Annotated in this window: 12 protein-coding genes; 7 read left to right on the forward strand and 5 right to left on the reverse strand. The window is 69.8% G+C overall.

Features of this window, described 5'->3' with window-relative positions:
* Positions 1–11 precede the first annotated feature (11 nt).
* The gene (locus tag ASC81_RS06520; protein WP_056263928.1) at positions 12–2942 is read left to right on the forward strand and encodes an HD domain-containing phosphohydrolase; all 2931 of its coding nucleotides are present in this window, start codon (positions 12–14) and stop codon (positions 2940–2942) included.
* Between the two features lie 2 nt (positions 2943–2944).
* On the opposite strand, the gene ASC81_RS06525 is transcribed toward ASC81_RS06520, so the two are convergent.
* Positions 2945–3982, reverse strand: a complete 1038-nt coding sequence (locus tag ASC81_RS06525) for an ornithine cyclodeaminase (protein WP_056263930.1) — start codon at positions 3980–3982, stop codon at positions 2945–2947.
* Positions 3983–4107: 125 nt separating this feature from the next.
* Here ASC81_RS06525 and ASC81_RS06530 point away from each other — a divergent pair, with 125 nt between their 5' ends.
* From ASC81_RS06530 to ASC81_RS06540, 3 genes are read left to right on the forward strand one after another with little or no spacing between them, the layout of a single operon-like run.
* Positions 4108–4533: an Lrp/AsnC family transcriptional regulator gene (locus ASC81_RS06530; RefSeq protein WP_056263932.1), complete on the forward strand. Its 426-nt coding sequence runs from the start codon at positions 4108–4110 to the stop codon at positions 4531–4533.
* A gap of 48 nt (positions 4534–4581) precedes the next feature.
* On the forward strand, positions 4582–5508 hold the full coding sequence (locus tag ASC81_RS06535) for a patatin-like phospholipase family protein (protein ID WP_082536292.1): 927 nt from the start codon (positions 4582–4584) through the stop codon (positions 5506–5508).
* Positions 5508–6128, forward strand: a complete 621-nt coding sequence (locus tag ASC81_RS06540) for an LON peptidase substrate-binding domain-containing protein (protein ID WP_056263934.1) — start codon at positions 5508–5510, stop codon at positions 6126–6128. Before ASC81_RS06535 ends, ASC81_RS06540 begins: the two co-directional genes overlap by 1 nt.
* Before the next feature lie 154 nt (positions 6129–6282).
* On the opposite strand, the gene ASC81_RS06545 is transcribed toward ASC81_RS06540, so the two are convergent.
* Together ASC81_RS06545 and ASC81_RS06550 are read right to left on the reverse strand one after the other, a co-directional pair.
* Entirely contained in the window at positions 6283–7107 is an 825-nt protein-coding gene (locus ASC81_RS06545; RefSeq protein WP_056263936.1) for an alpha/beta hydrolase, read from the reverse strand.
* Positions 7104–8027: a YihY/virulence factor BrkB family protein gene (locus tag ASC81_RS06550; RefSeq protein WP_056263938.1), complete on the reverse strand. Its 924-nt coding sequence runs from the start codon at positions 8025–8027 to the stop codon at positions 7104–7106. The genes ASC81_RS06545 and ASC81_RS06550 overlap by 4 nt, the downstream gene beginning before the upstream one ends.
* Positions 8028–8180: 153 nt before the next feature.
* Between ASC81_RS06550 and ASC81_RS06555 the strand changes: the two genes are divergently transcribed.
* Positions 8181–8642 carry an Rrf2 family transcriptional regulator gene (locus ASC81_RS06555; protein ID WP_056263940.1) on the forward strand — a complete coding sequence of 154 codons (462 nt, stop codon included), beginning with the start codon at positions 8181–8183 and terminating at the stop codon, positions 8640–8642.
* Positions 8632–9513, forward strand: coding sequence for an NAD(P)/FAD-dependent oxidoreductase (locus tag ASC81_RS06560; protein WP_056263943.1), 882 nt, complete (start codon positions 8632–8634; stop codon positions 9511–9513). The genes ASC81_RS06555 and ASC81_RS06560 overlap by 11 nt, the downstream gene beginning before the upstream one ends.
* Before the next feature lie 63 nt (positions 9514–9576).
* Here the strand turns inward: ASC81_RS06560 and ASC81_RS06565 are convergent, their stop codons facing one another.
* Positions 9577–10134, reverse strand: a complete 558-nt coding sequence (locus ASC81_RS06565) for a phasin family protein (protein WP_056263944.1) — start codon at positions 10132–10134, stop codon at positions 9577–9579.
* A 164-nt stretch (positions 10135–10298) separates the two neighbouring features.
* Between ASC81_RS06565 and ASC81_RS06570 the strand changes: the two genes are divergently transcribed.
* Positions 10299–11219: a histone deacetylase gene (locus ASC81_RS06570; RefSeq protein ID WP_056263948.1), complete on the forward strand. Its 921-nt coding sequence runs from the start codon at positions 10299–10301 to the stop codon at positions 11217–11219.
* On the opposite strand, the gene ASC81_RS28155 is transcribed toward ASC81_RS06570, so the two are convergent.
* The gene (locus ASC81_RS28155; RefSeq protein WP_056263949.1) at positions 11216–12751 is read right to left on the reverse strand and encodes a methyl-accepting chemotaxis protein; all 1536 of its coding nucleotides are present in this window, start codon (positions 12749–12751) and stop codon (positions 11216–11218) included. The two genes, ASC81_RS06570 and ASC81_RS28155, sit on opposite strands and share 4 nt — an antisense overlap.
* Between the last annotated feature and the right edge of the window lie 3 nt (positions 12752–12754).

Below are 12754 nucleotides of genomic sequence, written 5' to 3' on the forward strand. Positions count from 1 at the left end.
ACCCGGTCGCCATGCCACGCATCAAGCCCAAGACGCTCTACATCACGCTCAGCGCCTTGATGATCGGTCTGGTCGCGCTGGTTTACGGGGCGCTGGTCCTGCACGAAATGTCGCGCAGCGATGCGCTGATGCTGCAGCAGGCCGGCGCGGCGGCGCGGCGCATCGGGCGCGAGGCCGCAGCCACGGTCGAAGCCGAGCTGAGGCCGGCGCGGGTCAGCGTCGCCTTGCTGGCCTCGGGCGCATTGGGGCGCGCGGGCAGCGAGACCGAACGCCTTGCCGCGTTGCCGCAACTGGCGGCGGCGCTGCGCAGCAATGCCTCGGTATCGGCCGTCTACATCGGCACGGCACGCGGTTCCTTCGTGCTGCTGCGCCGCCTGGACGACGTGGCCACGCGTGGCCGCATGGGCGCGCCCGAGGGCGCCGCCTATGGCCTGCAGAGCGTCGACCGCGATGCCGGCGCGGTGCGGGGCAGCTACCGCTTCTTCGACGCCGGCCTGCGGGAGCTGCAGCGCGTGGCGCGGGCGGACTACGAGTTCGACCCCCGTACCCGGCCCTGGTACGAACTGGCCCGCCAGGCCGGTGAAGGCCGGGCCGTGCAGTCCGCGCCCTACATCTTCTTCACGACCGGCGAACCGGGTGTGACGCTGGCCGAGGCGCGCGGCGAGGCGGTAGTGGGCGCCGACGTCAGCCTGCGCGCCCTGGGCGACATGCTGGCGCGGCCACGCATCAGCGCGTCGGCCGCGCTGCTCATTGCCACGGCGGGCGGCGAGTTGCTGGCGCAAGCGGGCCGCGAGTCATCTCACGCGGGCGCGGCTCGCACCTTGCCGCAGCTGGCAGAAGCGGCGTCGCCGCTGATGCGCACGCTGTGGGCGCGCCGGGACCGGCAAGGTCGGCTCGACCCCGTGCAGAGCGTCGACGGCCGCGAATGGGTGGCGCATGCCCTGCCGCTGGCCGCCAACGAGGAGGCCGGTGCAGCGCTGACGCTGCTGATGGCGGCGCCGCGCGACGAACTGCAGGCCTTCCAGATCGAGAGCCGCCGCCATGGCTTCTACATCTCGTTGGGGCTGATGCTGTTGCTGCTGCCGCTGGTGCACTTGCTGGCCGACCGCGTGTCGCGGCCGCTGCGCGAGCTGGCGCGCCAGGCCGAGGCCATCCGGCATTTCGAGTTTGGCGGGCCCGATCCCAAACGCAGCCTGATCCGCGAGGTGGACCGGCTGGCCGTGGCGATGACGGCGATGAAGCATTCGCTGCGGCGCTTTCTCGACATCAGTGCGGCGCTCAGCGGCGAGCGCGATTTCGACACCCTGCTGGACTGCATCCTGCGCGAGACCATGGCGGTTGCCGGTGCCACCGGCGGCGCGGTGCACCTGCTGTCGACCGACGGCGGCGAACTGCAGCCGGCCGCCACGCGCCTGCTGGGCGAGACCGCGCCGCGCGCCGGCCTGACCTGGGACCTGAAGGTGCCCGACGCGATTGCCGCCCCCGTGCTGGCCCTGCGCGCCAATGCGCCCGTCGAGGTGGACCTGAGCTGGGACAACCCCGCCCACCTCAAGGCCTATGAACCGCTGTTCACCGGCTTGAACGCGTCACGGTTGCGGCTGTTGGCGCTGCCGCTGAAAAACCGCCAGGAAGAGACCATCGGCACGCTGACCCTGAGCTTTGCGATGCCCGCCGCCGGCCCGGCCGAACCGCTGGGTGCGGCGCGAGTGGCCTTTGTGCGCGCGCTGTCGGGCACCTCGGCCCTAGCCATCGACAACCAGCTGCTGCTGCGCGACCGCAAGGCGTTGCTGGACAGCTTCATCCAGCTTGTCGCTGGCGCCATCGACGCCAAGAGCCCCTACACCGGCGGCCACTGCCAGCGTGTGCCCGAGCTGACCCGGCTGCTGGCCCAGGCCGCCTGCGATGCAACCCAAGGGCCCTATGCCGGCTTCGCGATGACGGCGGACGAATGGGAGGCGTTGCACATCGCTGCCTGGCTGCATGACTGCGGCAAGGTCACGACGCCCGAGTACGTCGTCGACAAGGCGACCAAGCTGGAGACCCTTTACAACCGCATCCACGAGATCCGCACGCGCTTCGAGGTGCTCAAGCGCGATGCGCTGATCGAGCGGCTGGAGCATCGGCTGGGTGCCGATGCCGCCGCCCAGTCGCGGGCCGACGCCGCCGAGGCGCTGGCGGCGCTGGACGCCGAGTTTGCCTTCGTTGCCGAATGCAACCGGGGCGGCGAGTTCCTTGATGCCGCGTCCAAGGCAAGGCTGCGGGAGATCGGCGCGCGCCGCTGGCAGCGCACGCTGGACGACGGCCTGGGCCTGTCTGCCGATGAGGCGCGCCGCCTGCCGCGGCCGAGGCCCACGCTGCCAGCGCCCGAGCGCCTGCTGGCCGACAGGCCCGAGCAGGTGCAGCCGCGCCCGGAGGGCGAGAAGTTGAACGATGCCAACCGCTGGGGCTTCCGCATGCCCCAGCCCGAGCATCTTTACAACCGCGGCGAACTGCACAACCTGACCGTGTCGCGCGGCACGCTGACGGACGAGGAGCGCTACAAGATCAACGAGCACATCGTGCAGACGCTGAAGATGCTCGACGAGCTGCCCTTCCCCAAGCACCTGCGCGCCGTGCCCGAGATCGCCGGCGGCCACCACGAGCGCATGGACGGCAAGGGCTATCCGCGCGGCCTGACGCGCGAGCAGATGAGCCCGCAGGCCCGCATGATGGCGATTGCCGATGTCTTCGAGGCCCTGACCGCGGATGACCGACCCTACAAGCCGGGCAAGCCGCTGTCGGAGGCACTGGCCATCCTGCAACGCATGGCCAGCGAGGGTCATCTGGACGCCGAGCTGCTGGACCTGTTCCTGCGCTCGGGCGCCTGCATGGACTATGCGCGCCGCTTCATGCGGGCCGCGCTGCTTGACGTCGAGGACGTCGCGCCCTATCTGCCGGCTTAGGTTCAGGCTGCCTGGAGCTGGGCGCTGAGCTGCAGCTCGCCGAACAGGTCCTTGGGATCGGCCATCTGCGGGATCAGGTCCAGCGGTGAACCCAGGCCCAGCTGCTGGCTCATGTCGCGCAGCAGGCGCAGGGCGGAGAAGTCCTCCAGCGCGAAGCCGACCGAGTCGAAGACGGTGACCTGGCTTGACGACTCGCGGCCGGCGGCCTGGCCGGCCAGCACGCGCCAGAACTCGGTGACGGGGAAGTCGGCCGGCATCTGCTGCATGTCGCCCTCGATGCGGCTCTGCGGTTCGAACTCGCAGATCACGCGGGCCATCTCCATCACGCCGCGGTGCAGCTCGGTCTTGCCGGGGCAGTCGCCGCCGACGCCGTTGATGTGCATGCCCGGCTCGATCATGTCCGGCGTGATGATGGTGGCATTGGTCTTGTCGGCCGTGACCGTGGTGACGATGTCCGCGCCTTTGACGGCCTCGGCGGTGGAGGCGCAGACGGTCAGCGTCAGGCCGGGCGTGCTGCCGAGATGACGCGCCAGCTTGGCCGTCGCGGCGGCGTCGATGTCGTACAGGCGCAGCTCGCGGATGCCGAGCAGGTGATGGAAGGCCAGGGCCTGGAACTCGCTCTGGGCGCCGTTGCCGATCAGGGCCATGACGCGGCTGTCCGGGCGGGCCAGGCGCTTGGCGACCATGACCGAGGTGGCGGCGGTGCGCATCGCGGTGGTCAGGGTCAGTTCGGACAGCAGCACGGGTGCGCCGGTGTCCACATCGGCCAGCACGCCGAAGGCCATGACGGTGGGCAGGCCAAAGCGGTAGTTCCTGGGGTGGCCGTTGACGTACTTGAAGCTGTACAGGCTGGCATCGGCGATGGGCATCAGCTCGATGACGCCGTCGGGCGAATGGGCCGCCACACGTGGCGTCTTGTCAAACTCGGCCCAGCGCAGATAGTCCGCCTCCAGGTAGTCGACGAGGCGGCGCAGTAAATCTGGAAGTCCCACGCGCTGCACGAGTCGGGCGACGTCTTGGGTGGTGAGGACGGTGGTCATGGCGGGTCTCCGGAATACGTTGAGGCCATTCTTCCCAGGCCGCCCGCCAAACAGAAGCGCAAGACTTGCTCAGTAATGCTGCGGTGTTTGGCAAAATGTCAGGTGAAATTGACTAATTGATCAATATGGACGCCCTGGACCAGCAACTTCTCGCGCTGCTGCGCACCGACGCCCGCGCCAGCGTCGCGACGCTGGCGGCCAAGCTCAAGGTGTCGCGTGGCACCGTCACCAATCGCATTGCGCGGCTGGAAGACAGCGGCGTCATCACCGGCTACACGGTGCGGCTGCGGCCCGATTCGGTGCCCGACCAGATCACCGCCTGGATGAGCATCACCGTGGAAGGCAACCGCACCCGCGAGGTGGTGGCGATGCTGCTCGGCGAGCCGGGCGTCACGGGCCTCTTCGACACCAATGGCCGCTGGGACCTGCTGGCCGAGATCCGCAGCTCCAGCCTGCAGGAACTGGCCGACGTGCTGGAACGGGTGCGCCTCATCAAGGGAATTGCCGGCACCGAGACGTCCATCCACCTGCAGAGCTACAAACTGAGCTGAACTGATTGCCTCGCTCGGTTATCGTGCGCCGCGATTCCATTTCCTGACATGACCTCTGCCTTGCTTCGCCGCGCCCTGATTGCGGCTTTCCTCACCGCGCTGGCCGGCTGCTCCGTGCTGCCCAGCCAGCCACCGCAGCCGCCGGTCATCGTCGTCCCGACCCCTTCGGACCCGCCGCCCGTCGTCAGGCCGACCCCCAAGCCGCCGCGCCTGGGCCTGGCCCTGGGCGGCGGCGCCGCGCGCGGCTTTGCGCATATCGGCGTCATCCAGGTGCTGGAGGAGAACGGCATCAAGGTCGACCTGGTGGCCGGCACCTCGGCTGGCAGCCTGGTCGCCTCGCTCTACGCCTCGGGCCAGACCGGCCGGCAGATGCAGAGCCTGGCCGACACCATGGACGAGGGCGCCATCACCGACTGGTCGTTCCCGCTGCGCGGCCTGATCCGCGGCGAGGCGCTGGCGCGCTTCATCCGCGACAAGACCGGCGGCCGCAACATCGAGCAGATGCCGCTGCCGTTGGGCATCGTCGCCACGGACCTGTCCGACGGCTCGGCCATCCTGTTCCGCAGCGGCGATACCGGCACGGCGGTGCGCGCGTCCAGCGCCGTGCCGGCCGTGTTCCAGCCGGTGCGTATCGGCCAGCGCGAGTTCGTCGACGGCGGCCTGGTGTCGCCGGTGCCGGTGCGCTTTGCGCGCGAGATGGGTGCGCAGTTCATCGTCGCGGTTGACATCACCTCGCCGCCCGAGAAGGACCCGCCCGGCGATGCCTTCCGCATGCTGCTGCAGACCTTCGCCATCATGGGCCGCAGCATCAACATGTTCGAACTGCGCGAGGCCGATGTCGTCATCCGTCCCAGGCTGGACGGCTTCGGCAGCGCCGACTTCACGACGCGCCGCCGCGCCGTTCAAGCCGGGCGCGAGGCGGCCCAGGCCATGCTGCCCCTCCTGCGCCAGCGCCTTGCGGAGAAAACCCGCTGATGGACGAAACCCCGCTTTTCCCGCTGCGCTCGGTGCTCTTCCCCGGCGGCCACCTGCCGCTGCGCATCTTCGAGCCGCGCTACCTGGACATGGTGCAGCGCTGCCAGGCCCGCGGCGAGCCCTTCGGCGTCGTGGCGCTGACGGCCGGCGACGAGGTCAGGCGGCGCGAAGGCGAGGGCTTTCAGCGCGAGGCCTTCCACGACTTCGGCACGCTGGCGCACATTGCCCACTTCGAGCATGAGCAGCCGGGGCTGATCGAGATTCGCGCCGTCGGCACGCAGCGCTTTCGCGTGCTGGACCGGCGCTGCCTCAGCCACGGCCTGTGGGTCGCCCGGCTGGAACCGTTGGCCGACGACGCGGCGGTGGCCGTGCCCGACGACCTGCGCAAGGCCGGCCGCCAATTGCAGGAGCTGCTGGCCGGCTGGGCCGAGCGTGCGGCGGCCGAAGCGCTGCCGGTGCAGCCGCCCTACCAGTGGGACGACGCGGGCTGGCTGGCCAACCGCTGGGCCGAGCTGCTGCCCATGCCCGTCGGCGAACGCCAGCGGCTGATGGCGCTGGACAACCCGCTGCTGCGGCTGGAGCTGGTGGTGGACCGCCTGGACGCGATTAGGGCCTGTTAACGCTACGGCAATGGGCCTTCCCTTCGGGTTCTGGCCAGAAAGGCCGCGCGCGGCGTTGCAAATCCTCGCCGGGTGTCCAACCCGGCTGCGGTTTGCGCCTTGCTCGCTGCCTTTCTGGCCACAACGCGACCCGTTGTCGTAGCGTTAACAGGCCCTAGCGGTTCAGCCAGTCGGTGAGGACGGCGATCACCTCGGCCTTCTCCGGCTCGTTGAGGATCTCGTGGAATAGCCCGGGCCAGGGCCGGGTGGCGACGACGTTGGCCGGCGCGGCCGAGGCGAAGGCCTCGCTGCCCCGCGGCGCGACGCAGCGGTCGGCCGCCGCCCACATCAGCAGCGTCGTCAACCGCCAGCGGGGCGCGTCGCCGATGACGCGCTCGCCTGCATCGACGATGAAGCGGGTCAGCCGCGCGGTGATGCGGTCGTGCACCAGCGGATCGCTGGCGTAGGCGCGCACGACGGCCGGGTCACGGCAGATCCATTCGGGCTTCAGGCCGTTGCCCACGGCAAGACCCGGTGCCAGCTTCTCCGCCGCGGCCAGGGCCAGCTTCTGGGCGCCGCTCAGGCCCGGGTCCAGCGCGGGAGATGACAGCACCAGGCCGTCCAGTGGCCGGCTCCAGGCGGCCGGCCGGGCGGCCAGCGCCTCGGCCGCGAAGCGCGCGGCAATGACGCCGCCCAGGCTGTGACCCAGCAGCACGAAGCGGCTATCGGGCCGGCGCACTGCATCGATGACGCGGGCGGTGTCCCGCAGCAGCGCGTCGTGGCTGGAGATGTCGCCGCGTTTGCCCTCGCTGCGGCCATGGCCCCGGTGGTCCCAGCCGTGCACCTCCCAGCCCGCCGCATTCAACGCGCCGGCGACATGGGCATAGCGCTCGATGTGCTCGCCCAGGCCGTGGACGATGAGCAGCTGGCCCCGTGCGGGCGCGGTAGTGGGCCAATGCCGCGTGTGGAGCTTGAGGCCATCGTCGGTGGTGGTCGTCATCGCGTCGGGAGGGAGGAGGGGGGGTGCCAGTTTGCACGAGCTTCCCGCTCCGCTTCCCCAGCACCCCGCCGCGAGCCCAGCACGCGCGCATAGGCCGCCGTGAACTCGGCACCGATCAGCAGGATTTGGGCCGAAAAATACACCCAGGCCAGCAGCGCCACCACCGACGCCGCTGCACCGAAGCCTGAGGCCAGGCCGCTGCGCTGCAGGTACAGGCCGATGCCGTAACGGCCGAGGGCGAACAGGCCGGCCGTGACGATGGCGCCGAGCAGCACGTCACGCCAGGCGATGCGGGCGCGCGGCATCAGCTTGAAGATCAGCGCGAACACGGCGATGACCAAGCCCTGGCTGACCAGCGTGTTGACCAGCGCGGCGACGCGCAGCCAGTCGCCGAACCACGGCTGCCACCAGGTCTGGGCCGCCGCCATCGTCGCGTCCAGCAGCAGCGACACCAGCAGCAGGAAGCTCAGGCCCAGGATGAGGCCGAAGCTCAGCAGCCGCGCATGCACCCAGTTCAGCCAGCCCTGCACCGGCCGGGCCGGCACGCGCCAGATGGTGTCGAGCGCGTCCTGCAGCTCGGCAAGCATCGTCGTCGCGCCGACCAGCATCAGGGCGAGGCCGAGCAGGGTGTTGACCCAGCCGCCGGCCGGCCACGAGACCGACTTCAGCATGCTCTCTATCGTCAGCGCCGCCGTCGGGCCCAGCAGCGTGGCGAGCTGGCCGAAGAGCTGGCCGCGCACGGCGTCGCCGCCCCACACCAGGCCGGCCACCGACACGACGATGAGCAGCAGCGGCGCCAGCGAGAACAAGGTGTAGTAGGCCAGGGCCGCACCCATGCGCGGACCCCGGTGGTCCAGAAAGCCGTCGAAGGTCAGCTGCAGCAAGCGGCCGACGGGGCGTATCGATTCAAGCCAACGCATGGCGGCAGTCTGTCTGCAGGCGCCTGCGCTGCTTGTAGGACGGCAGGCAGGGTGCGGGATGTTGAAGGTGTCAGCGATGCCAAGCCCCTGCGTGGCCAAGGTCAAACCGTCAGGCTCTTGTGTCGATCCTGTTCATGAAACTAATATAGTTACATGAAACGAGATGGCAAGCTGTCCGGCGTGCTGCACCTGCTGCTGCACATGGCCGAGACGCAGGAGCCCGCCACGTCGGAGACGCTGGCGCGGGCGATGAACACCAACCCGGTCGTTGTGCGGCGGCTGATGGCGGGCCTGCGCAAGGCGGGCTTCGTGGCCTCGGCCAAGGGCCACGGTGGCGGCTGGGTGCTGGGCTGCCCGCTGTCGGCCATGACGCTGGGCGACGTGCATGCGGCCCTCGGCGCGCCGCCCTTCCTGGCCGCCGGGCTGCGAGACGAGCAGTCGAGTTGCCTGGTGGAGCAGGCCGTCAACAGCGCCCTGGGCTCGGCCTACGCGGGGGCCGAGGCCCTGCTTGTCGCGCGCCTTCACGGCGTCAAGCTTTCCGCGCTGGCCCAGGACTTCCAACAACGCATGCAGGCCCGCGGCCTGTCGATCAAGGACATGCACCATGATGTTTGATGCCCTCGTCGTCGGCGGCAGCTTTGCCGGCCTCTCCGCTGCCTTGCAGCTCGCGCGGGCGCGGCGGCGCATCGCCGTCATCGATGCCGGCCAGCGGCGCAACCGCTTTGTCGACGCCTCGCACGGCTTTCTCGGCCAGGACGGCCGCGCACCGGGCGACATCGTCAGCGACGCACGCGCCCAGTTGCTGGCCTATCCCAACGTCAGCTGGCGCGACGGCCTGGCGACGCAGGCCCACGCGGCGGACGGCGGTTTTGAGGTGCAGGTCGGCGGCGAGGCGGTGCAGGCGCGCCGCCTGGTGCTGGCCACCGGCGTCGTCGACGAGTTGCCGCCCGTCGAAGGCCTGGCCGCGCGCTGGGGCAGGACGGTTTTCCACTGCCCCTATTGCCACGGCTATGAATTGAACGAAGGCGCCATCGGCGTGCTGGCCAGCAGCGCCATGGCCATGCACCACGCGCTGATGCTGCCGGACTGGGGGCGGGTGACCTTGTTCCTGAACGGCGCGTTCGAGCCCGATGCCGAGCAGGCCGGCGCCCTGGCCGCCCGCGGCGTTGCGGTGGAGGCCGTGCCGGTCGCGCGCCTCGTCGATGCCGCGACGGTGGAGCTGGCCGATGGCCGTCGCATCCCGCTGGCAGGGCTGTTCACCGCCACACGCACGCGCATGGCCAGCCCGCTGGCCGAGCAACTGGGCTGCGACTTCGAGGAGGGCGCGGCCGGGCCCTATCTGCGCCGCACGACGATGGAAACCTCGGTGCGCGGCGTGTTTGCCTGCGGCGATGCGGCCCAGCCCTTCGGCAATGTGGCGACCGCCGTGGGCGACGGCACGATGACCGGCGTGGCCGCGCACCGCTCGCTGATCCCGGAACTCTGAGCCCGGACGAAAAAAAGCCCGGTGCGTGTGCACCGGGCTCTTGTGAAGCTTGGCTTCTGAAGCTTAAGCGGCAGCGCGCTTGGAGCTGCGGGTCGCCGTTTGCGTGGCCTTGACGGCTTGCGTGGTGGCGGCCTGGAAGTTGGCTTCGGCCACTTCGACGGCTTGCTTGGTGGCCTTCTGGACCGACTCGAATGCGTTGTTGGCGGCAGCGACGGCCGACTTCACCAGGGCGACGGCGTTCTCGGTGCCGGCCGGTGCGTTCTTGGCGGCGTTGTCGACGACGGCGGCGAACTTCTGCTGCACGTCGGCCAGTTGGGCTTCAGCGGCCTTGGCGACTTCGGCACCGGTGGTGGAGGCGATGTCGTAGATGTGGCGGCTGTAGGAAGCGGCCTTCTCGGCAGTCGGCTGCAGCAGCGAGGCTTGCAGGGCCAGCAGTTCCTGGGCGTCCTTGACGGACAGCGCAGCGGTCGTGGTGTCGGCGGCTTCGCTCAGCGCCGTCTTGGCGACTTGCAGGTTCAGCTCGACGAGCTTCTCGACACCTTCGAAAGCCTTGTTCGTCAGGCCGAAGAGGGTTTCGATGTTGGCCTTGTGGGCGGCAATGACTTGTTCAGCGGTCAGCATGGGGTAACTCCGATTTCAGTGGTTGAACCGTTTGCTGTGCTTTTGCTGCACTGCAACATGGACTGAATGATAGGGCGCCGACCAGGAATTGCAAGAACTATTTTGTGCAGTGCAGCAAACTAGGGGTGTCGGGATGTTTCGGGCCGGCCGGCTATCGTGACGCCATGCTGGCTTTCCATTCCGACGCCCACAGCCTGTTGCTGCCACCCGGGCACCGCTTCCCGCAGTCCAAGTACCGCCTGCTGCGCGAGCATTTCGAACGCGAACCCGGCAGGATCAGGATGGAGGCAGCGCCCGCGGCAACCGAGGGCGAGCTGGCGCTGGCGCACACGCCGGACTATGTCGAGGCGGTGCTGCTGGGCCGGCTGAGTGCGGCCCAGCAGCGCGAGATCGGTTTTCCCTGGTCACCATCGATGGCCGCGCGCTCGCGGCATTCCGTCGGCGCCAGCATCGCCGCCGCACGCGCCGCGCTGCGGGAGGGCGTGGCGGCCAACATGGCCGGCGGCACCCACCATGCCTATGCGGACAAGGGCTCGGGCTATTGCGTCTTCAACGACGTGGCGGTGGCCGCACGGCTGATGCAGGCCGAGTGGGCCAGGACCCACCGCAGCCTGCTGCGCGTCCTTGTCATCGACCTGGACGTTCACCAGGGCAACGGCACCGCGTCCATCTTCCGCGACGACGAGACGGTGTTCACCTTCTCCATGCACGGCGCGCGCAATTTCCCCTTTCGCAAGGAGGCCAGCGATCTCGACGTCGACCTGCCCGATGGCTGCGGCGACGCGGACTACCTGTCAGCGCTGGACGCCGCGCTGGACGAGGTCTGGCAGCGCGTCGACCCCGGCCTGGCCTTTTATCTCGCCGGCGCCGACCCACACGAGGCGGACCGGCTCGGTCGGCTCAAGCTGAGCTACGACGGCCTGGCCGAGCGCGACCGCCGCGTGCTTGCTGCGCTGCGTGAGCGCCGCATCCCGGTGGCGCTGAGCATGGCGGGTGGCTACGGTCGCGACCTGGCGACGACGGTGGCCGTGCAGGTCGGCACGTTGAACCTGGCCGCCGACAGCTGGGCGGCCTGGAACCGCTAGCGCACCCTGAACTGGCTGACCACCTGGGCCAACCGCTGGGCCTGCTCGCGCAGCGACTCTGCCGCTGCGGCGCTTTCCTCGACCAGGGCGGCGTTCTGCTGGGTCATGTCGTCGACCTGGTTGACGGCCTGCGTCACGTCGTCGATGCCGCGGCTCTGGGCGGCAGCGCTGGTGCTGATCTCGCCCATGATGTCGGTCACGCGCTGCACGGCGCCGACGATGTCCGTCATGGTCGAGCCGGCGTCCTGCACAAGGCGGGCGCCCGACTCGACGCGCTCCACGCTGGCGCCGATCAAGGTCTTGATCTCCTTGGCCGCCGCGGCGCTGCGGCCCGCCAGGCTGCGCACCTCGCCGGCCACGACGGCGAAGCCGCGGCCCTGCTCGCCGGCCCGGGCGGCTTCCACTGCGGCGTTGAGCGCCAGGATGTTGGTCTGGAAGGCGATGTCGTCGATGACGCCAATGATGTCGGCGATGCGCTTGGAGGACGACGCGATGTCGGTCATCGTGTTGACCACCTGCTGCACGACGCTGCCGCCGCGGTGGGCCACCGTGGCCGCACTTGTGGCCAGCTGGTTGGCCGTCTGCGCGTTGTCGGCGCTCTGGCGCACGGTGCCGGTCAGCTGGGCCATGGAAGAACTGGTCGTCTCCAGGCTGGAAGCCGTCTGCTCGGTGCGCTCGCTCAGGTCCTGGTTGCCCGAGGCGATCTCGGCCGATGCGGTGCGGATGGAGTCAGCCACCGTCATGACCTCGCCCACCGTCTGCCCGAGCCGCTCGCACATCTGGTTGAGGGCGCGCATCAGGCCGGCCAGCTCGTCATGCCCGAGCGGCGTGGCGCGCTGGGTCAGGTCCCCGGCGGCGACGGACTCGGCCAGCGACAGCGAGGCGTTGACGTCGGCCGCGATCTTGCGCTGGTTGACCAGCAGCAGCCCCATGCCGGCGCCGGCCGCCAGCAGCGAGATCAACGCAAAGATCCAGGCGCGCTGGCGGGCGGTGGCCTGCTGACTTTCGCCGGCGGCTTGCTGGTCGGCGCTCATGTTCTGCACGACCTTGGCGATCAGCGTGGCCAGTTCCTTGTAGCGGGCCTCGGCGTCCTGCATGGCGGCGACGCCCGTGTTGGGGTCGACCGAGGCGAGGTCGATGGCGCCGTCGGCCTTGTTCAGATAGGCCTGCAGCAGGGGCTGGGCCGACTTGACGATGGCCTCGGTCTCGGCCGGCGTGCCGGGCATGTCGGCCAGCGTCGTCAGCGTGCGCGACAGGCCGTCGACCTGACCCTTCAACTGGGCGCGCAGGGCCTTGACCTTCGCCTCGTCGAGCGACGCGATCAGCGCGATGGTGCGGAACACGCCGCCATGCATCTCGCCCACCTGCGTCTGCACCGCGACCATGGTCATGAAGACCTCGTTGCGCTGCTGGCCCGCCTCGTTGGCAGCGACGACCTCGCGCAGGGACAGCAGCGTGCTGCCCAAGGCGATGGCCAGCACCACGGCCAATGCCGCCATCGGCGGCAACAACATCTTGACAGCCAGCTTCATGGC

The sequence above is a fragment of the Pelomonas sp. Root405 genome (assembly GCF_001425165.1).
In the GTDB taxonomy this organism is placed as follows: domain Bacteria; phylum Pseudomonadota; class Gammaproteobacteria; order Burkholderiales; family Burkholderiaceae_C; genus Pelomonas.